The sequence below is a fragment of the Methanospirillum lacunae genome (assembly GCF_003173355.1).
In the GTDB taxonomy this organism is placed as follows: Archaea; Halobacteriota; Methanomicrobia; order Methanomicrobiales; family Methanospirillaceae; genus Methanospirillum; species Methanospirillum lacunae.
Genome location: NZ_QGMY01000010.1, coordinates 1 through 21,585, shown reverse-complemented (window position 1 = coordinate 21,585; position 21,585 = coordinate 1). Strand labels below are relative to the sequence as shown.

The 21,585-nt window shown below is 35.8% G+C and carries 20 protein-coding genes; 4 read left to right on the top strand and 16 right to left on the bottom strand.

From position 1 onward, the window contains the following. The first annotated feature begins 1 nt into the window (after position 1). Positions 2-1,255 (top strand): hypothetical protein, encoded by a 1,254-nt coding sequence (locus DK846_RS13850; protein WP_109969562.1) that lies wholly within the window; start codon positions 2-4, stop codon positions 1,253-1,255. A gap of 98 nt (positions 1,256-1,353) precedes the next feature. Here the strand turns inward: DK846_RS13850 and DK846_RS13845 are convergent, their stop codons facing one another. Together DK846_RS13845 and DK846_RS13840 are read right to left on the bottom strand one after the other, a co-directional pair. Then, entirely contained in the window at positions 1,354-2,139 is a 786-nt protein-coding gene (locus tag DK846_RS13845) for a glycosyltransferase family 2 protein (protein ID WP_109969561.1), read from the bottom strand. Further along, on the bottom strand, positions 2,136-3,509 hold the full coding sequence (locus DK846_RS13840) for a glycosyltransferase (RefSeq protein WP_181391796.1): 1,374 nt from the start codon (positions 3,507-3,509) through the stop codon (positions 2,136-2,138). Before DK846_RS13840 ends, DK846_RS13845 begins: the two co-directional genes overlap by 4 nt. 123 nt (positions 3,510-3,632) lie before the next feature. Here DK846_RS13840 and DK846_RS13835 point away from each other — a divergent pair, with 123 nt between their 5' ends. Next, a complete protein-coding gene (locus DK846_RS13835; protein ID WP_109969559.1) occupies positions 3,633-5,435 on the top strand; it encodes an LIC_10190 family membrane protein in 1,803 nt (600 codons plus the stop codon). Positions 5,436-5,473: 38 nt separating this feature from the next. Here DK846_RS13835 and DK846_RS13830 read toward each other — a convergent pair whose 3' ends face one another. Next, entirely contained in the window at positions 5,474-6,922 is a 1,449-nt protein-coding gene (locus tag DK846_RS13830; RefSeq protein ID WP_181391794.1) for a glycosyltransferase family 39 protein, read from the bottom strand. A gap of 640 nt (positions 6,923-7,562) precedes the next feature. Here DK846_RS13830 and DK846_RS13825 point away from each other — a divergent pair. Next, positions 7,563-8,369, top strand: coding sequence for a class I SAM-dependent methyltransferase (locus tag DK846_RS13825; RefSeq protein ID WP_181391793.1), 807 nt, complete (start codon positions 7,563-7,565; stop codon positions 8,367-8,369). Between the two features lie 567 nt (positions 8,370-8,936). Further along, positions 8,937-10,796 (top strand): LIC_10190 family membrane protein, encoded by a 1,860-nt coding sequence (locus DK846_RS13815; RefSeq protein WP_109969555.1) that lies wholly within the window; start codon positions 8,937-8,939, stop codon positions 10,794-10,796. A gap of 4 nt (positions 10,797-10,800) precedes the next feature. Here the strand turns inward: DK846_RS13815 and DK846_RS13810 are convergent, their stop codons facing one another. The 13 genes from DK846_RS13810 to DK846_RS13760 form a co-directional block, all read right to left on the bottom strand. After that, entirely contained in the window at positions 10,801-11,157 is a 357-nt protein-coding gene (locus DK846_RS13810; RefSeq protein WP_109969554.1) for an EamA family transporter, read from the bottom strand. After that, positions 11,154-11,717, bottom strand: a complete 564-nt coding sequence (locus DK846_RS13805) for a class I SAM-dependent methyltransferase (RefSeq protein WP_109969553.1) — start codon at positions 11,715-11,717, stop codon at positions 11,154-11,156. The genes DK846_RS13810 and DK846_RS13805 overlap by 4 nt, the downstream gene beginning before the upstream one ends. Continuing rightward, positions 11,714-12,610, bottom strand: coding sequence for a glycosyltransferase family 2 protein (locus tag DK846_RS13800; RefSeq protein WP_109969552.1), 897 nt, complete (start codon positions 12,608-12,610; stop codon positions 11,714-11,716). Before DK846_RS13800 ends, DK846_RS13805 begins: the two co-directional genes overlap by 4 nt. Continuing rightward, a complete protein-coding gene (locus DK846_RS13795; protein WP_109969551.1) occupies positions 12,610-13,617 on the bottom strand; it encodes a UDP-glucuronic acid decarboxylase family protein in 1,008 nt (335 codons plus the stop codon). Before DK846_RS13795 ends, DK846_RS13800 begins: the two co-directional genes overlap by 1 nt. Then, positions 13,614-14,498, bottom strand: a complete 885-nt coding sequence (gene galU / locus DK846_RS13790; RefSeq protein ID WP_109969550.1) for a UTP--glucose-1-phosphate uridylyltransferase GalU — start codon at positions 14,496-14,498, stop codon at positions 13,614-13,616. The genes DK846_RS13795 and galU overlap by 4 nt, the downstream gene beginning before the upstream one ends. Before the next feature lie 3 nt (positions 14,499-14,501). Continuing rightward, a complete protein-coding gene (locus tag DK846_RS13785) occupies positions 14,502-15,773 on the bottom strand; it encodes a UDP-glucose dehydrogenase family protein (protein WP_109969549.1) in 1,272 nt (423 codons plus the stop codon). A 204-nt stretch (positions 15,774-15,977) separates the two neighbouring features. Next, positions 15,978-16,916: a GDP-L-fucose synthase family protein gene (locus DK846_RS13780; protein WP_109969548.1), complete on the bottom strand. Its 939-nt coding sequence runs from the start codon at positions 16,914-16,916 to the stop codon at positions 15,978-15,980. Between the two features lie 124 nt (positions 16,917-17,040). Continuing rightward, complete coding sequence (locus DK846_RS13775; protein WP_109969547.1) at positions 17,041-17,964, bottom strand: glycosyltransferase family 2 protein; 924 nt, start codon at positions 17,962-17,964, stop codon at positions 17,041-17,043. Then, positions 17,961-19,052: a glycosyltransferase gene (locus DK846_RS13770; protein ID WP_109969546.1), complete on the bottom strand. Its 1,092-nt coding sequence runs from the start codon at positions 19,050-19,052 to the stop codon at positions 17,961-17,963. Before DK846_RS13770 ends, DK846_RS13775 begins: the two co-directional genes overlap by 4 nt. A gap of 275 nt (positions 19,053-19,327) precedes the next feature. Further along, positions 19,328-19,462 carry a hypothetical protein gene (locus DK846_RS18170; protein WP_281269835.1) on the bottom strand — a complete coding sequence of 45 codons (135 nt, stop codon included), beginning with the start codon at positions 19,460-19,462 and terminating at the stop codon, positions 19,328-19,330. Between the two features lie 52 nt (positions 19,463-19,514). Beyond that, positions 19,515-19,718, bottom strand: a complete 204-nt coding sequence (locus tag DK846_RS18060; protein WP_245926564.1) for a GDP-mannose 4,6-dehydratase — start codon at positions 19,716-19,718, stop codon at positions 19,515-19,517. Positions 19,719-19,835: 117 nt separating this feature from the next. Further along, positions 19,836-19,958 (bottom strand): GDP-mannose 4,6-dehydratase, encoded by a 123-nt coding sequence (locus tag DK846_RS18055; RefSeq protein ID WP_245926561.1) that lies wholly within the window; start codon positions 19,956-19,958, stop codon positions 19,836-19,838. A 240-nt stretch (positions 19,959-20,198) separates the two neighbouring features. Then, the gene (locus tag DK846_RS13760; protein ID WP_109969545.1) at positions 20,199-21,278 is read right to left on the bottom strand and encodes a glycosyltransferase; all 1,080 of its coding nucleotides are present in this window, start codon (positions 21,276-21,278) and stop codon (positions 20,199-20,201) included. Between the last annotated feature and the right edge of the window lie 307 nt (positions 21,279-21,585).

Genomic DNA, 21,585 nt, shown 5'->3' with positions numbered 1-21,585 from the left:
TATGACCAAGCCAAAAATACTAATTATCCATCCTGAAGGAAATATAAATACTAATCCTAACCTTTCAGGTATTGTCGAAATCCTTTGTGATATCGGATATAATGTTGATATTGTTTCTCCAGAGATGAATTTTTTTCAAGAAACTCCTTGTGTAGGATCGAAATTATTATTATATAATTCAAGCAGCAAGAGAAAATATTTTTTTAATAAAAAAATTCCAATTGTTCTTAAAATCGCACAGATAGGAAGAAATAATAATATTAGGAAGGAAAAAATTAATAGGTCCATTTATTTAATAAGAGATTTTTTGTTTAAAAAAAAAGTCATTCGAAAAAATAATATCGTATTCATATTAATATCCAATTATTTGTGGGATAGAACAAAATATAAAATTATTATCGGAATAGATAGAGATGGAATTATTGAAGCATCTTATTTTTCAAAAATATTTGATATTCCCTACGCCTTGATATCATATGAAATATTCTTTCTTGATGAAACGAGTGAGGAATTCAAAAAACCAGAAATTTCCGCTTGTAAAGAGATAGCATTTGCGGTCTGTCAGGATCCATTACGTTCGTCTTTATTAGTTCAAGAAAACCAAATTTCACAGCCAAATATTGTGAATATCCCAGTTGCTGGGAGAGAAATCAGAACCGGAAAACAAAGTCACTATCTCCATGAAAAATTAAATATCCCTAAAGAAAAGAAGATTGCCCTCTTCGCAGGTTCCATAAGCAAATGGTCAATGATTGAAGAATTGATTATGACAGTTCAAAAATGGCCTGATAATTGGGTTCTCGTTTTACACAGTAGATATGGAATAAATTATCAAGACCTTTGGGAGTTTCAATATGATACTGAATCGATATTTATTTCATTTGATTCCTATAATGAACTGCAGGACTTAAGTGAGATGCTTTTTTCAGTTAACCTAGGAATTGCATTATACAATCCAACATTCGAGTCAATATATACGGGTAAAAATATAAAATATTTAGGTCTTAGTTCTGGAAAGATTGCAACATACTTACAACATGGAATTCCCGTACTGACAAATCAGAATGGTATTATTGGAGAATATATTAGGGAATACCAAGCAGGGTACACTATTAACAATGTTGAAGATATACCAGACATATTACAGAAAATTAACTTTTCAGGATGTAAAGAAAGATGCTATAAATTATTCAAGGAAAAATTGGATTTAAATTTACATATTCATCCTTTAATTAAAAAAATTATGGAAACCTAAAAATCGTAACTGTCCATAATAAAACTATTTAATAATTCAAAGTATTTATGAACGACCGATGTAAATAATTTCATAAAATTTTGACCGATCCATTATTCCTACTTCACATTTAAATAGCCTAATCTGATTAAATATGCAATCCTAATAAAGAAATTTTTTGAGCCAACCTGATCGTATAATGAAATTATTTCTTTAGGTGAAACGCGAAAAATTGAAATTAACAAGTATTTTAATATTATTCTTGATTGTTCCTGATCATACAATGATAGGTTTTGAGCACTGAAACCTCCCATTTGATAGATTGAAAGAGGGCGGGGAATATAAGAAATACGAGCGTTCCGATAAATTAACGAATATAATAACCACTCGTAATCAGCACAAATATGATATAGTCTCGAAAAACCTCGGCCAAATAAGTTACGATTCACGAAAGTTGACTGATGGCAGATCGGCCCCCTCCATATAAAATCAGTTAATGTTCGCCGATGTGCTGACACTACGTTTTCATTATTATCTTCTGATCGGACGAGAGTGTCTCCATAAATAATATCAGGCTTGGGAAAGGATTTATTAAATGAATTAATCACCTCTTGGAAAATATCACATGAGTAATAATAATCTCCAGCATTCATGAAACATATAATGTCACCAGTGGCGTAGGTAATCCCCTTATTCATAGCATCATAAATACCATGATCAGGTTCAGATATCAGTACATTTATAAATTTTTTATATTGTGATAAAATTGAGAGTGTATTATCTGTTGAAACTCCATCAATAATTATATATTCAAAATTTTGATAGGTTTGATTTATTACCGATAATATGGTTTTCTCGATTTCCTCTTCAGCATTACGACAGACTGTAATTACCGAAATTTTCAAACTTTCTCACCAATTTCTCTTTTGTCATTAATTTCCTTGTACCACGAAAGATATGATTCTGCCATTATTTCCACAGTATACCGGGATAAAATATCAGAATATGCTCGCTCAGCAAATTGGCTGGCCAATTCTGAATCCTGTAATAGCATAAGGATTTTTTCAGATAGATCTTGGTAATCCCCAGGAGAATAAAGAAATCCAGATACTCCATCAATTATTTGTTCCGGAATGGCACAGACATTGCTAGCAATAACCGGAATTTTACATGCTCTCGCTTCTAATATCGTGAGTGAAAAGGTCTCAAAATTTGAAGGATGTACATAGAGATCAGCAGCACAATAATATTGGGCTATAATACTTGGATCATTGAGGTAAGGAACAAACCGAAACTCAATATCATTAATTAACAAGGACGGAGTATTATCTCCAAGACCTATAACAAGTATTTTTCCCGAATATTTATTTGATAAAAGTTCTACTGCCCTTTTAAAAGTTATGTAATCTTTCCAGGGGTTTTTCCGGATTCCATTGGCGACAAAAAGCAATATCTTTATACTATTAGGCAGTCCAAGAGTTTTTCGTGAATATTCCTTTGAGCGGGGATAAAATATTGATGTATCAACACCATTAGGAATAACACGGCAGTCCATTGCTGTATTTTTTAAAAATGAATGTCCTACCTGATCCATAAGCCATTTACTTGGAGTAGCAATATACAGGTTACATGACTCAAATACATGTTTCTTATGCAACCAATTTTTATGAGATGAATCATGGAGTATTTGAGGGTAGAGATGTAAACCAGGACAATTACCACACCCGGTTTTCCATCTCTCACAATTCAAAGGAATAGCACAATGACCAGTAAAACACCAGAGATCATGTAGAGTTATGATTACTGGAGATTGAGAAGATAAAAATGGTAATGCATTTAAATCAAAATATCGGGCGTGTAAGTTGTGAAGATGAAATATTTCATTTCCATTTGAAAAAAGTGATGAAAGAACCCAGATGCCAGAATATGAAAAGTCTTCATACCCTTTTATATCAGAAATAATAAGTTGTGGATCTAGAATACTACGCAATGTTTGAGCGATAAACCACCGTCTATCATAAATCATTTGCGTTATTGATCTTTTCCCATTAACTTTATCATTTATGGCCTTTTTACCAAGGCAATTTTCTATTATTTGAACATATTTTACATGTTGATTTAGAATCTGAATAACCGTAGTTTCAAAAGAATTCTTTTTACCCACTACTAAATACGATTCATAATTATTTTTTTTATAATAATCATGTAGTCGCCAACTGATTTGTTCTGCCCCACCACAGGAAATATCAGAAGTATTTACTTGAATTATCAACATATTATTCATAAAAGGTTTGAGAAATGATATATAAACATAAGTGAGAATTAATCTAATGTTAATAAAAAACTTCAAAGAGTATTTAGTTTTCCAGTTTAAACATTATTCCAACATTATATAAAAATGGACAATATTTTATACTTCATAATTTTTTACATTCTTTTTGTGGGATGGATTGTTGCGGTTTATAGTTATGGCCATTACATTGCGAAACTCTTCACCTTGAAGTGCCCTATTCCGAGTAATATCATTTGGATATCAGGATTATTTGGTCTCATTTTTTTAAGTTCTTTAATAACAATTATTAATATTTTCTTACCAATTTCTCTTTTAATTGCAAGTATTATTCTAATAATTGGATTAATTCTTGGATCCATACAGTTTATCAAAATAAAGCCAAATTATCAGATAATTGTATTATATGGATTAGTCACATTCATCATTTATTATGCAGTAATTTTTGGATGGTCTAACTATTATGACACTGGACTATATCATCTGCCTGCAATTAAATGGATTATCAATAATATAACACCCTTTGGCCTGGCTAACCTTCATTTTCGATTTGGGTTTAATAGTATCTGGTTTCCATTAAGTGCCTTAATTGATCAAGGGAGTATATTATTGAATAGGCCCATTTTTTTGATCAATGGGATACTTCTTTTTTTCTATACAACTCTTATTGGGGATATTTTAAAGCCATTCATCAAAGAAATCCGCCAGAACATATTCTCAATATCTACTTCAAAAATATCCACGTTTGTTAGATCACTGAACTGTAAGGACTGGTTTTTCTTATTGACCATTCTTCCGGTAACCTATGTGACACCAATATTCTTATCAAGCCCCTCACCAGATTTTCCAATATTCCTCTTAACACTGACAGTGATAGGAAATGCAATTGAATTAGTTGAAGAGGAAACAGAAGTCGATAATTTTCAAACATGGATTTCAATCATAATTGCATCATTCGCATTTGCAATAAAATTATCAGCGATATTACTCTTATTAATGTCTGCACTTTTTTTGTTTTTTTCTCAAATAAAAATCAGATCAACGAGGGAATTAGTTGAGATGCCAATACTACCGAAAACAATTTTCCCTTTTTTACGTAATATACCTAGATATTGTTGGTTTTTTTTTCTGATCATTTTTATTCCCATGACAATAAGGGGGATTATTCTCTCTGGTAATCCGATTTTTCCTATAGCAATAGGTTCACAAAGTTATTTACCATGGGCTACTTCTGCTGAAACAACTAGAGTTGCAGCAGAGGATGTTACTGCCTGGGCTAGACTTCCTGGAGTTCATTATAAAGATTCACTTGGTAATAACTCTTGGATATGGGATTGGATAGACCAATTTATTGTACACCAAATGCCTTTGATTGTGACAGTCAGTGGAGCACTAATTTTAGTAGGAATTGTATTGTATTTTTCAGTGAAACCTGAAATGGAATTACAAGAGAGTAAAAAAATTATCATCTCATGCTATCCTCTTGTATTAATCCTTGCGGGACTCACCTTTTGGTTTATGAGTGCTCCAGACACTCGATTCGCTTTAGGATTTCTATATGCGTTGCCAATTGTTATTTTATTATTTCCGTATATAATACTAAAAAGACCATTTTCATCCTATTTGGTTAAAATCCTTATTGTAATTCTCATCGGACAATTCCTTATCTCAGCTACGTTGATGGGGCCATATTACGTAGGATTATTTAATAACAATGGTGAAATCCCAGTATTTCCAGAGGTTTCATATACTATAAATACCACCAATAGCGGAGAAAGAATTATTATTCCAGAAAATACTGATCAAACATGGAATCTCCCTCTTCCAAATTCAATATATTTTGATGAAAATTTATCGATAACCCGGGATAGGATCACCAGACAATATATCATGTTTACCACTAACGAATAAAGAATTGCAATAACAAAGGGATTGTCTGAAATAACCCTTTAATTTGAATTGTCCGTAGAATTCAAAATATTATGGCTATAGACACTATAGATAGTATTTAAAAAAACTCGGTGATATCTAGTGTCACTGTTTAAAATTTTTATTGCATCCTCATCAATGTTATGAATAATAATAAAATCTGAATGACATTTTTGTGCTATTGGAATCAATTCCACATCTCTCGAAGAAGTTATTGGATATCCACATGGTGTAAATTTACCCACATACATCATTAGATATCCATTAAACTGAAATGCGATTGTACTGGTTTTTTCCATATTACCTTTAATATAATGGAATAATTCCATACTTTCATTCGTATCTAATGAATTTAAGTAACCATACGGACGGAAAATGTCATTACCTTCATCTCTTTGTATAATTGCTTGGTGTTCACCAAAAATATGATATTGATTGACAAAGAGGGGTATATCACAATAGAGGGTAGCAAAAATAAATATAACACAAATAACGGGTAAAATAACTTTAGATAATCTGCTACGCAAGTTACCGTGATCAAAACACCTAGAAATTACTTCTTGAATGTGATCAATACCCCGAATGGCAAGGTAAATAAAGATGGGGAAGACTGGAAGAATAAATCGTTCTCTTTGGTCAAAAGGCCAGAGTGTTATAACTATTAGATAAATAAAAAAGGAAATAATTATGGGATATTCTTTTCGAAAAAAAACAGATAAAGAATAGAGAAGAAAACAGACAAAGAGTGTATAGAAAAGGGAATTAATCCAGTAATAATTACCTCCGGGAAAATAAACTGTAAGACACGTTGCATACCCCGAAATATTAGCATAAACCCATTGCCACCATCCATATGTATGGCTGGTGTATTTCTGTCCCCAAAACCGAAAAATGATTAGATATGGTATATAAATTAGAGCAAACACAAAATATGGAGTGAATAGAGAAAATAATTTCTTTTTTGAATAATCGTTTTCAATAAATAAATGAATTAGTTGAGTGATTAATAAAATCGGTATCAGGACATATCCTACAGATCTAATCATACATCCTATTCCAACCGATATACCTATACATATATTTTCAAAGGGATTTGCAGTATGATTATATGGGTTATAATTTCTATCAAGGAGAAACACAAAAAATAGAAACACAAGAGTGAAAGGGATTTCTGACATCACCCATCCTTTATAGATTAAAAGATACGGCGAGAATCCTACCAAAAAAACTAAAATTAGTGAATTCAAAACACCAATTTTCTTTTTTGCTATTAAATATAAAACGAGAAGGCACAGGACTAAACAAATAATAATAGGGAATTGCAAAGAAAAACTTCCAGGTCCCATTATTAAAATTGATAGGGCAAGAAGTGCTGGAAACCCAAAAGGAAACCCACCTGACTGGAAGATTTCTCCTTGAGTTAAATGAACTGCGATTTCAACATAATGAGATGCATCTGTAGGGGTCAATGGTGCCCAGAAAACACTATCCCACCTAAATATTAAATAATATATGAGGAAAAAAATGAGAACAAAAAAAATAACAATGTTGTTGGGGTCCTTAAAGTTTTTTTTTCCGTCCATTAATAATTCCATCTTAAACTCTAGTAATAATTACTAATATAAGATGGAGATATACATCCACCAATATATGAACGCTAATCTGCTTTATCATCGAAGTTTAAGAATGGTATAATCGGGAGATTTTTTTTCTTTCATTCTTCCTTGAGTTGGTAAAATCAAAGTTTCACGCATTAATTTTCTTACGTAATGATTTATAATATGCTGTAATAAAAATATGAATAATGATTTTCACAGAACCTTGTATTGGTGTCACTTTCGCCTATAGGTGATAATGAACAAATTATAAAAATTGATTATTATAAAAGCAAATACTGGATACTTAAATGCACTCACTTTTATTGGGATTCTCGTTATTAACTGATTCAGACATAAAAAGAAAATTAAACTGACCGCTGATTGGTATGTTTAGGAGGGTGCTATATTGACTAGTTGGATAGATTCTAGCAAATAAATGCAATTTTATATCGTCCGTAAATTTAATCTAACCAATGATATTATATTATAAGGCTTTTTTATGAGAAATAATGTGGAAATATCGGTAAAAACGTTTTATGATGAAATCGGATGGATTATAAGTGGAAATGAAACAGAAGATGCTATAAGATTTGAAGATTTGAGAGAGAACTCACGTGAATATGTGAGTAAATGTAGATTAAGAGTTCTTAAATATATTCCTGATTTTGGAGTTAATATCCTAGATATGGCATCTGGGCCTATTCAATATAAAGAATATTTAGAATATTCTAAAAATTTTTTATTTAGATATTGTGTTGATCTTTCTCAAGGAGCATTAGATCAAGCGAAAGCGAAGATTGGTGATCATGGAGTCTTTATTTGTGGTAATTTTTTGGACATTGATCTAAAGAAAAATTTTTTTGATTGTTCAGTTAGTCTTCACACAATTTATCATATCGATAAAGATAATCAAGATGAAGTTATTAGAAAATTAATTGATGTTACTAAACCTGGGAAAAATATAATTATTGTATATTCAAATCCAAATGCATTTTTCCTTAATAACTGGATAGCAAAGGGACTGTTGAGAATTATTAATCGAAAAAAAAGAGAAAAGGAAGGAGGAACAGTAAATGATCTATATTTTTATCCACATCCAAATAAATGGTGGAGAAGATTTGATGAAATTGCCACAATAAAAATGGTTCCTTGGCGTTCTTTCGATAGTTCAACTCAAAAATTGTTAATTCCAAATAATAAATTGGGAAAAAAAATTCTGAAAATTCTGTATTATCTTGAAGAGAGGTTTCCTAAACTTTTCTGTAAATATGGTCAATATCCTATGATAATATTAACAAAAAGACATCATGATCCTTAATGAAAATCACATCGTGAGAAGATAGTAGAAGTAAGTATTCATTAAACACCGCCTGTAAGGAGTTTAATTTTTTAATAGGTCTTTCATTTCATTTTATCAAGATAGCGAAAAAACCACGGTTTTTTTCACATGTATGAATAGGATTAGTTCCCTCCTAAACTCATCACTCAGCAACATGTTTAATTTTCTTTTTACGTCTGAATCAGGTAAAAACATTATTCCCAATAATAGTGAATTCAATTTTGCAGTTATATGGGCTGATGTTTTAGTGTAACTATATAAAGGCTCCCATATAACTGCATTTTTGTTAAATGCTAATAAATCCTCAATTTTTAAACGTAAAGAAATACAATCAGCCGAGTCATTAAAAAATTTAACCAATTTTCTGAGTAAATTCTGAATTTTTGTACTGTTTTCAATTGCTCTACTTGAATTAAACAAATTCTTAAGTTTCTGGTGTTGCAATTCTATATTATTATGATTAACTGTAAAACCCTATGATTTAGTCGAATCGGGAGAAAAAATTACCAAAATATAAAAAAGAATTCACCCAACATATTCATAATAATGAACCCTGCCTTACAGCTAATTATATTAATTCTCCTCTTTTTTGCCTGGATTGTTTCATTATTTGGATATGGCTCATTTTTTGCGACCTACGTTCTAAAAAAGTATCCGATCCATAAATATCTGATTTGGAATTATGGAATCTTTGGTTTTATCATTATCTTCGTATTAACAAGTTTGATAAATATATTTATTCCAATATCATCTGAAATCTCAATTGCAATCCTTTTTGTAGGGATTGTTATGACAAGTATTCATCTAATTACGAATAAGATCAGAATTCAGCAGAAATTCTCAATATTAGCCCTTTTTTTTGGTGTTCTATTTCTTTTTTACTGTACTGTATATAATTGGATTCATGGAACAGATACAGGCCTTTACCACCTTCCTGCAATAAAATGGATGATTGAATACCCAATTCCATTAGGCCTCGCAAATCTGCATGGGAGGTTGGGGTTTAATTGCGCATGGCTCCCCATCAGTGCCATGATAGATCAGAGTGTAATATGGTTTAATCGACCAGTTTTTATAATCAATGCAATTCTTTTCTTCTTTTACTCAACTCTGGTGACAGAAGTCATACAGGACAGATGGAGTGAAATGTCTTCTTCCTCATTGAAAGGTATCGTTAAACAATTACAGGGTGGATTAAACCCATTATCTGCTCATGAAATGTTTCTCCTTCTTTCCATACTTCCGGTAATATTTGAATCCAGATTCTATTTATCAAATCCATCTCCAGATTACCCGGTTTTCATTTTAACGTTGGTTCAATTCTTCTTTCTCATAAAAATGATCGAAGAAAAAACGGATCTTTATGATTTTTGTACCTGGGCACCATTCATTCTGGCACTCTTTTCTACTGCCATTAAATTATCTGCAGTGATTATGATACCGATGACACTGTTGGCAGTTTTCATCAGGATAATTAATTTAAACCATATAAAAAACTCAGGTCTCTTTACTTTTTTTACAGATCTAAAAACCATGTTGAGATCAATACCTGAATATTGCTACCTAATATTTTTCCTTTTAACTATCCCTTTGATTATAAGGGGAATATTACTATCTGGAAACCCAATTTATCCATTATCATATGGTTCGTTATCTTTTTTTCCATGGTCCGTTTCTGCTCAACAAACAAAAGCTGAAGCAGACGCCATAACAGGATGGGCAAGACTTCCTGGCCCAAACTATATGGAGTCATTAGGTACTATTTCATGGATGAATGAATGGTTCCATCGTATTATTACTACGCCCAGGTTTTTTTTGTGCATTGGACTAATTATTGTGGCATGTATAGTAACACTCATTTTTTTATATAATATTTACAATTCAGACATCATTTTAGATTGGAATAACTCTTTCCTGATAATGTTATATCCATTATTAGTGACAATTGTAGGGTTACTATTCTGGTTCGTTTCAGCGCCAGAACCCAGATTTGGAATTGGATTTCTTTATTCTTTTCCATTACTATTATTTGTGTACCCATTTTTAAAAATAAAATATCCTAATCCCCGATTGAGCAATACCTGGAAAAAATATTTTATTATGGGATGTATCATTTTTTCAGGTATTACTTTTCTTGGATTGTATCAGGATACCGGTTTATTAAAAATAAATGAAAAAGGGCTACTTCCTTCAATGCCCGATATGAACGTATCAGCACATATCACTAATGACGGTGAAACAATTTTTGTTCCACCCAGTGAGTTAACTGATCAGGTGTGGAATGCTCCTCTTCCAAACACTCCGGATTTTGATCCTACCATTAAGATCATTAAGGATCCCAAAAATGGGTTTTACACAATGTTCTATTTTGAAACTAATAGTCAAACTCATAATGATTTATATTGAAGAATTACCCTTTTACCAGTACCACAATACCAATCACAATAATCACAGCACCAATTAATCTCTGAAAACTAATATTTTCATGGAATAGAAAAAAAGAAGCCATAAAAATTATAACAAATGTTAATGCAATAAATGGATATACAAAAGATAACTCAGCTCTTGAAAGAGCAATTAACCAGAACAACGTTCCAATACCATAACTAAAAAGTCCTCCGAAAATATATGGGTTTAAAACAATATGTGTAATTCCCTCAACAGATATTTCACTCACAACTCCAATTTCATTCATCCCAATTTTCCAGAGTATCTGTCCAAATGAGGCAAATAAAATCCCAATTATGATAATAATAATTACATTCATTCAGTCACTTTTTCTGCAACCGCAAACGAGTTTAATCCGATAGAAAAAGTATTTAGTTCAACAACATGAAAGTCGAACTGTTTTAACAGATTACGAATTTCTTCTAGCGACCAGTAATGTTTATGATCAGAAATTTCCTGGGAACTTACAAGCCCCATTCGGAAGGATAGGAATTCTAAAATGGGTTTACTAAGAGGTGTCGGTGTTGTAAGAATAATCCTTCCATTGGAGCGGCATATCCGTCTGATTTCTGCAAAAACTGTAATTGGATTTGAAAGATGTTCAAGTACTGCAAGCAATGTAACACAATCAACCGAATTATCAGGAAGTGGAAGAGGATTATTTAAATCATAAGATTGGATGGTCAAATTTCCCTGAAGTTTGGAGTTAACTTTTCGATCAAACCCATACCCCCTTTTAATAGAGGGCGAAATCATTTTTAAAAATTGAGCATCAAATCCACACCCAATATCACAGAGCGTTGCATTTTTTGGGATCCAAGGCAAAATGCGATTGACTCTCATCTTCCTAAACAAGGGTTCAAATAATTCCTCTTTCATTTTTTCAACCGCTCTTCAATTCTATCCAATTTTTTTGCCAGATAATCGATGATGAGGCCAATCGAAGAAAGTTGTAACCCAAATAAGATCAAAAAGCCAGATATCAATGGGTAAAACTCATGAGTTAGATAATAATGAGAAACACGTTCGTATATACTATAAATTCCAAAAACCATTCCAATTCCAATAAACAGAATTCCAGGCACCGAAATCATTTTCGCTAATGGTGATGTTTCGTTCCAGGCAATGGATATCAACGCACGAAACATTCGATATCCATCCCGCACCGGATGAAGTTTAGAAACCCCAACTCTCTCACGATATTCAATGGGGATTTCAACGATAATATATCCTAATTTTGCTGCACGGACTGTCATCTTCGTCTCAAATTCAAGACCTTTTGCCTGGACATGCAATGAATCAAACATACTTTTTTTAAAGGCCCGCATCCCGGTCTGTCCATCAACAATCTCCTTACCACTGATGTAGGTCGCAAGTGTGGAAAAGATTGTATTACCTACCCGATTAAATAATGGAATATTTTCAGATTGAATTACCCGGGAACCTAAAACCAGATCAGCACCTTTATTCAGTTCTTCGACAAAAGCAGGGATATATCGGGCAGGATATGTGCAGTCTGCATCAGTAAATACAATGATGTCTCCAGTGGCGTTTTTTACACCAGTCATTAGTGCTCCGACCTTTCCCTGATTTTGCTCGTGCCTGTTTACAAAGACTTTTTCATCAGAATAACTACAGGCGATTTCATAAGTTTTGTCTGATGAACCATCATCAACTACAAGGATTTCATCAACATATGGATAATATTCTTCAATAACAGGGCCTATTGCCTGCTCTTCATTATATGCGGGGACAACCAGCGTTATTTTCATTAATATGTACCCTCAATGACACGGATAAGCCCTTTTTCTAAACCAATTTGTGGCTCAAAATGGAGTAACTTTTTAGCTTTAGATATATCTGGAAATCTTCGCATAGGATCATCCTGGGGGTGCGGATTATACATAAAAGAAGATGATGAATTCAGGAGATTTTTTATTATATTTGCAAGACCGATAACAGTATGCTCCGTTGGATTCCCAATATTCACCACTTCCCCTGCCAACCCCGGAAGCCCTGCCAGCCTCAGCAACCCGATGATCTGATCGGTCACATAACAAAATGAACGGGTCTGGGTTCCATCTCCAAATATGGTGATTGGTTGATTATTTTTCGCCTGTGATAAAAATCTGGGAATTACCCTTCCATAATGCCCATCTGAGCGCATTCGTGGTCCGTATGTGTTAAATATCCGGACAATTCTGACGTCAAGACCATGCTGACGATGATATGCCATACAATAGGCCTCACCAGCCCGCTTCGCCTCATCATAACATCCTCTGATACCCAGAGTATTAACATTACCCCGATAGGTTTCAGGTGTTGGGAACACTGTTGCTTCTCCATATATCTCACTGGTAGAAGTGAATAAGAGGCGAGCACCATACTTTTTTGCAATGCCAAGCGAATGCATTGTCCCTAAGGTATTTGATTTTAGAATCTGGATAGGATAATGTTCAAATTCAAGTGGGCCTGCCCGGGAAGCGAGATGACATACCAGATTAATTTGCCGTTTAGGATCAAATGGTTTTGATATATCATGGACTATTCTGGTAAAACCTGGGTGATCAAGGAGGTGATTTGTATTTTCAGGTCTTCCGGATGCATAATTATCAAGACAAATGACCTCTGCACCTTTATTGAGTAGGGCCTCACACATCCAGGAACCGAGAAATCCGGATCCACCGGTTACTAATATCGTCTGACCATTGAAATCGACATTATTCAGACCGGCGAGAATTATTTCAATATCCTCTGACTTCGAAATTGAAGTACTCATTCATTTCTCCTTGTACATACTTTTTCTTGTAGAATTGACATGAGATCATCATGAAATTCTTTACGTGACAGAGCTAGCTCAAAAAAAGCTTTCATCCATCCAATCTTATCACCAATATCATACCTGCGACAGTTAGTGATCATCCCTATAGAATGAGAAAGTTTTTTTATCGCATCCGTGAGTTGAATCTCTCCTCCTTTACCCGGAGTGGTCTGTTTAAGACATGAAAAAATTTCGGGAGTGAAAAGGTAACATCCAATAGCACCAAGATTTGAGGGGGCGTCGCTTATGGTAGGTTTTTCTACGATATTCTTAATTTCATAGAAATTTTTATCGATGAGATTACCATCAATAATGCCATAATCCGGAATTTTCTTTTCTGGGACCGGTTCGACTGCAATTATTGATTGACCATATTTTGTATAAGCATGAATCATTTGGCTTGTACAGGTCTTCTCATTTTCAGGCGCTATTGTGATGGTGTCTCCAAGAAGAACAACAAAGGGCTCATCATTACAATGTTTTTCTGATAGTAGAATGGCATCTCCTAGTCCCCTCGGTTCCCTCTGTCTGATGTAATGAATGTTAGGAATATCACTCAAATCAACATAAGCATCTGAGGCACCTGATCCTTGGTTTGATGGAAATACATGCTCAAGTTCAATGCACCGGTCAAAGTGATCTTCGATTGCCCGTTTGTTTCTACCCGTAACAATGATTATATCGTCTATACCGGATGCAACTGCTTCCTCAACAACATACTGGATGACAGGTTTATCCACCACCGGTAGCATCTCTTTTGGTTGAGCCTTTGTTATGGGGAGAAATCTGGTACCTAGACCTGCTGCCGGAATTACTACTTTTCTGACTTTTTGCACCATAATTTACCAGCATATTCCTTCGACTCCCTCAATCGAGAGAATTTTTCTACCTTCAATAATTACTCGTGATTTCATCCGGTCAAAACACGTATCAATATCCCTGAATTCCGGCCACTCGGTGAGGACGAGGCAGGCATCTGCTCCATCAAGGGCATCTCCAGCTGTATTTCTATATTGGATATCCGGGTAATAGATTTTCATAGAAGCAATTGCCATGGGATCATATGCAACGACATCTGCTCCTTCATCGAGAAGACTTTGTATGACCGGAATTGCCCTTGAATCCCTGACATCATCAGTATTGTCTTTAAACGCCAGTCCAAGGATAGCAATCCGTTTACCACTCACTGATCCAATACGTTCTTTCAAGAGAGATATGATCTTATTCGGCTGTTTTTCATTGACGGCAATTACCGACTGCAATAAGAGAGGGTCCAAATCGTTCTTTTCAGCTAACCGTATTAATGCCATCACGTCTTTGGGAAAACAACTTCCGCCAAAACCAAGCCCTGCATTTAGGAAATATGGATTTATTCTATGATCATATCCTATACCGTTCATCACATCATAAACATTTATTCCCAGTTTTTTGCATAAATTTCCGATCTCATTGGCAAAGGAAATTTTCATTGCTAGAAATGAATTAGATGCGTATTTTATCATTTCTGCTGCTTTTAATGAAGTTGTGATAGTTGGTGCTGAAAAACCTGAGTATACGTCTCTCACAACCTGAATTGCAATATCTGAATTCCCTCCAATCACAATTCGATCAGGATTTTTAAAATCTTTGATCGCTCTTCCTTCACGGAGAAATTCAGGATTCATACAGAATCCTATTGAGTCTTTAGTCCTCCCTGAACTCTTTATAACTGCCGGAATTACAACAGATTCTGTAGTTCCAGGGGGAACTGTGCTTTTTACAGTGATTACCTGAAAGATTGTTGAATCTCTCAAAGCCTGTCCAATTGATTCAGCAGCTTGTGAGAGATAGCGGAGATTGGCTGATCCATCCTCCTGAGGAGGTGTACCGACGCAGATAAAAAAAACATCCGATTTTTCAATGAATTGGTAATCTGACTGGGCAGTTAAATTCTTGCCTATATTTTTCTTTAGTATCTCTTCAAGATTATCTTCATATATCGGGGGGATTCCCTTGTTTATCAATTCCACTTTTTGGGGGTCAATCTCGATAATCCTGACCCTATGCCCCATATCTGCAAAACAAACCGATGTGACCAGTCCAACATATCCTCCCCCGACTACGGTTATTTCCATAATTCAATTCTCCTAGAATGATAAAAATTCTTTTTTTGCATCCATTTGTTTAACAAAGTAGCATATACAAAAGTTAATTTGAGACATGTAATACTCGTTTTTTCCCTATAATATTATTAAGTAAAAACACTATTTTTTGGAAATCGTAAAATCTACGATTTAATAATGTTCATTTAGTAATGGGTTGGCTAAAATTATATCGAATTAGAAGGATATTGGATTATTCACGTACCATCCAATCGTCGTTTTAAGCCCTTCTTCAAATGACATCTCCGCGTTAAATCCAAAGAACATTCGTGCCCGACTCGTATCCAAACATCTCCTGGGTTGTCCATCTGGTTTGGTTGTGTCATACACTACCTCTCCTTCATATCCAACATGCGTTTTAATAATCTCCACCAGATCCCGAATTGATATCTCGCTCCCCGCACCCAGGTTTACCGGCTCAATCCCGTCATATCGTGCGGTAGCAAGAGCGATACCCCGGGCAGCATCATCAACGTAGAGAAACTCCCTTGATGCTGACCCGGATCCCCATACCTCAACCACTGGAGCATGCATCTGTTTGGCATCAACAAACTTCTTGATTAACGCTGGGATCACATGAGAACTTTCAGGATCGAAGTTATCACCCGGCCCATACAAATTGACCGGAAGGAGAAAAATTGCATTAAATCCATACTGCTGTCGGTATGCCTGCGCCTGAACAAGAAGCATCTTCTTGGCAAGACCATACGGAGCATTTGTTTCTTCCGGATACCCGTTCCAGAGATCTTCTTCCCTAAATGGAACTTGAGTAAATTTTGGATAGGCGCAGACCGTCCCGACCGCAACAAATTTGGATACTCCTGCCAGCCGTGACGCCTCCATCATATGAATACCCATGGAGGCATTATCATAGAAAAGTTCAGCAGGGTGTTCCTGATTAAACCCAATCCCCCCGACCCGTGCAGCCAGGTGGATGACAATATCAACATCTTTTACAACCTTATGACAATTCTCCATATGTCGTAAATCATAATCAGCACTTCTGGGAACAATGATGTCTGATCGGGAGATGCCTTGTGCTATCAGCGCATCAATCACTTTACTTCCTAGAAAACCTGCTCCACCGGTCACAAGAATCCGTTTATTCTCGAACATATCTCATATCCACTGATACATACTCCTATCGGGCGTTCGGACAATTAGTACTTCATTATTTTTTCGTCGTCCCTACATATGAGTGCAGTGTTGCAGAAATTCACCAAAATTAAATATAAAGGAGTTATAATTTTTTTCGGAGATCATCCATAGTCCGAGATTTTTTAATCAGGGATATGAGATCTACTGTGAGCCGACCATTATTTCGATAAGGAATGAAAAGGGTGACGCAGTACTGCAGGGCACCTAATACACATGATCGATTCATTCGGATAAATGTGATAAGCACCTGAACAGGAAATTGGAGTGACCACTTCCCTCTTGTCTGGTTCTGAAGATACCCATAGACCCAGGTAATCGGGACATATCCATAATATTGAGAAACCATGGTCATTACCTCCCGAAAAACCTCATCAGTTCGTGAGAACGTCTTATTCTCAGGATAGAGACGGGATGATGCAAGAACTCTAGAAGTGTATAGAAATGGTTTTTCATGCCCTAGTCGTATCCAGAACTCATAATCCATACAGAGGTGTAAATCAGTACGAAGTAAACCAGCCTCAAGAAAACTATTAGTGCGAATAAAAGAAGCAGGCTGACAGATATAGCAGGTCTCTGCCAGCCTGCGATAATTGAACGGTTCAATAGGGTATCGTGCAATAATCTGACCGGAGTTAGTGATATGCCATGCCTCACCGTATACCACTGAAATATCAGGATTCTTTTGGAACGTCTCAATCACCGTGGAAAGAGCACCAGGTTCATAGATATCATCAGAATTTAACCATCCAATAAATTCACCTTTTGCCAGCCTTACACCTTTATTCACCGCATCAGCCTGCCCCTCATCAGGTTCAGATATCCAGATGATCCGATCCCCATACTCTTGTAGAATATTTACTGTCCCATCAGATGAACCACCATCGACAACAATGTACTCAATTGCAGGATAATCCTGTGAAAGTACACTCTCAATTGTCTCTCTGATAAACTGTCCCTGATTATACGAAGGAGTTATCACTGAAATCAAAGGGTATTTCGGACTCACGGAAAATTCTCCCTTTTAGCCATTCCATTATATACTGCCTCACGAATTTTTTTTGCGAAATTATCTTTGTCAAACTTTGTTGCCTGTTGAAGACATGCAGAACGATATGACTCTGGATTTTCAGATAAAAAATGGACAGCTTCACGCAGAACTGGAACTTCAGCCGAAGTCAGAATTCCGGTGGCATTTGTTACAGTTTCACGATATCCACCTTCACAGACGGCTACAACCGGTTTGCCACTTGCCATCGCCTCAACCGGGGTTAACCCGAAATCCTCATGAGAAGCGGTAGTGATATGCCCTTTACAACGGGCATAGTATGAAATAAGTTCTTCTTCAGTTACTTCCCCAATATATGTGACATTTTTAGGGAGATTATGTAGTATCTTCCGGGCATACCCCTCAGCCTGATCACCTCGGGAATAACTCCCAACGATAACCAGATGCTCATCAGGAAGAGACCTGAAAGTTTCAATCTGGAGTTCAAGTCGTTTTTCCGGATATAATCGGTTCACAGAGAGCCAAAAATCCCCATACTCAACGCAGGAGTACCGTCTGGTGTCAACAGGTGGGTAAATTACTAAGGACTCCCGATTCAGGTACGTTTGCACTCTCTCTGATATAGTATTTGATATTGAAATGATAGAATCAACCGACTTGATAGCCTTCTCATTCCAGCGCCGATGAAAAGCAACCCAAGCAGCAAAAGCTGGTCTGACAACCGGATGCATTGTATTCAGAAAATTCTGATAATTATCATAAAACGCACGAGTTGGGGTATAACAGTACCAAAGATTTGGATGGTGAACAGCTGCTGCATGAACACTCCAGTTGCCGGTAAAGAGGAAAAAATCAAACTCATCATGAAGATCACAATGCGAAAAGGATAGTGATGTAGAAATTTGTTTAAGTGGGCTTTTTTTTACTGTCCGGCGAAGTGTGTGGACCGGAACTTTAGAATTGAAGATCGAAAAAGCATCTATATCAGTCGTAAAAATATCTGCGTCAAGTATTTTCGCCATACTGACGACAGTTTTCTCCCCACCTCCAATCGAACCAAAATAGTCATGAAATATTGCGGTTTTCATGATGTTTCAGAAACTGAAGCTGTTTTTTTCATACAATCACACCCTAATGGATATACGCTCATAATAGAAAACTCTGACAAATAAAGTATTATGATATTGGGGATCAATCCTTCCTCCACCACCTAACAGGGAACTCCCTACTGATTATTTCATCTCCTTCTCCAACCAGATCAAGTCCAAAACACCCATGGCAGCGTCACCCATGACCTTCATCAAATCACTAGTATTATTCTGACATTCCACCCAAACTTCTGTTCTGACTTCTGCGAGTCTGCTTAAAATGCTTTTACTTCAGTCGGGTGGAAGTACTTCGGATCAATTCGGACATGCTTCTCAAAATCAAGTTCAGCGTATTTAAAAGTAAAATCCACAAATTTCTGTACATTGTGGATCTCGCTGGTCCCAATCATATAATCATCAGGTTTTTCCTGTTACAAAAAAAATCACCTCCGTTCTACATACTTAGGAGAAAAACCCCAGTCGCGTTGGCATCAAGATTTTCAAGGTGAATTTTTTCCCCCATAGAATTGCTACAATCCCCCGGGTGATCTTTCCTGTGACGAAAGTGTCTCCACCTCTCAATGATTTATGATTAAAGAGAATGCCATAGCATGAAAACATGCCATATCCGTCACGGTAATTGCGTGGTATCCAGTATGAATGCACCTTGGCACAGGTAAACGGAATTCTAAGGAGGGGCAATATGCCCAAACATCTCACTTAAATAAGCCTTATAAAATCGGACTTCCGGATTGATTGACCCGTTTTCTTGAAGTTATCGGGTTATCTCAAGACCGGTCTCATTCCCGTCATATCCAGTGTCTCAAAACTCACACGGACATGGCTTTGTGTATCAAGGTGATAGTTTTCATCGAATTTGATATTATGGAGAACATGAGAGATCATATCAAGGTCTGAAAGATTGACGTTATGTAAGAAAAATCGTTCTTTAGGATATTATGCCCGACGAACGAGCCCATGAACCTCAAATCTCTTTAACTAACAGAAGTTATATAAAGATCGACCCATCTTGTCCCGTAATTCCAGTAATTAATGTAACTTTTGTATCCATTCTCGGGTAAATATCAACGTTGAAAAAACCTCTCATGCCAAAAAATGAATTATTTATATTTTATCGCTATTAATTTAATAAAAAGTTGAAACAATTTCCCGGATCTCCATGCAAAACCGGTCCACCCCACCAAACTCTTCAGCTCTCCTGATACAAGCATCCTTGTACCTGATTGGATCGACTCCTACTTCTATGACCGCCTTGATTATCGCCTTCACAGTAGGCTCAATAAGAAGCCCGGTTTCTCCATGAACAACAGTCTCCTGAAAACCACCCTCATTAACAGCAACCACAGGTTTTCCCGATGCCATCGCTTCCAAAGGAGTTATTCCAAAATCCTCATCAATTGCAGTACATATCAATCCCCGGCATGTACTATACAGATCAGTTAATTCTTCAGAAGAGACAGAACCGAGCATCTTCACATTGGATGGGAGATTCGTCATAATTTTTGATGCATATCGAATCGCGTGATCACCGCTTCCTGCTCCGCCAACTATCAGAAGTTCCTCTTCAGGCAGCAAACGAAATGCTTCTACCTGAAGCTCTATCCGCTTTTCAGGGTACAACCGGTTTACTGATAGCCAGAACCCTCCAGATTCTTTGAATGAAAACCGGTCCAGATCAACAGGTGGATAAACAACCCGGGCCTTACGCCCATAATAATGAAGGATCCTGGCTGCGGTATTGTGAGAATTAGTTATTATTTTGTCAATATCTGCAACCACCTTCTGATCTACGTTACGTTGGTGTTTAACCCAGACACGGTAAAGAGGTCTCATAAAAACCGGCAACCTCTGTTCAAAGAGATCAGCAAGATCATAAAATGCACGAACAGGAGTATGGCAGTACCAGATATTGGGATGATGAAATTTTGAAGCATGTGATGCCCAATTTCCACTAAAAACAAAAAAATTATATGATTCTGAAAAATTTGATCGGGAAAAAAGCCATGCTGTGGACATTTGTTTCATAACAGGAAATGGAATAATCTTTCCAAGCGAATAAATAGGGATACCAAGGCTTTTAGGTAACGCTGTTTCTTTACATTCTGTTGTGATCAGATCAGCTGAGAGACAGTATGCAAGCATAGTTGCAACCTGCTCACCTCCACCAATTGAACTAAAATAATCATGGAATACAGCACATCGCATGGTTTCTTACATATAGGGAGGGCATGGTAATACTTGATCCGAAACCTGTTTATTCAAAAATTGGATGGATCCCAGATATGAGTGATTAAATAGAATGACGAGAAGGGTAGATTTTTGTCCAAGGCGGGTATGAAATATATCTCATCAGGATATGGTAATACAGACCCCATATAAAAACGATATTTATAATTATTTTCTACATTTAATCCCATATAACTCCCTATTGTTAATTGACAAAACATTGTAGTCGAATAGGAAGAAGAGATTACTCTCTTCCCCCCTTCTAAGAACCGTACGTGAACCTTTC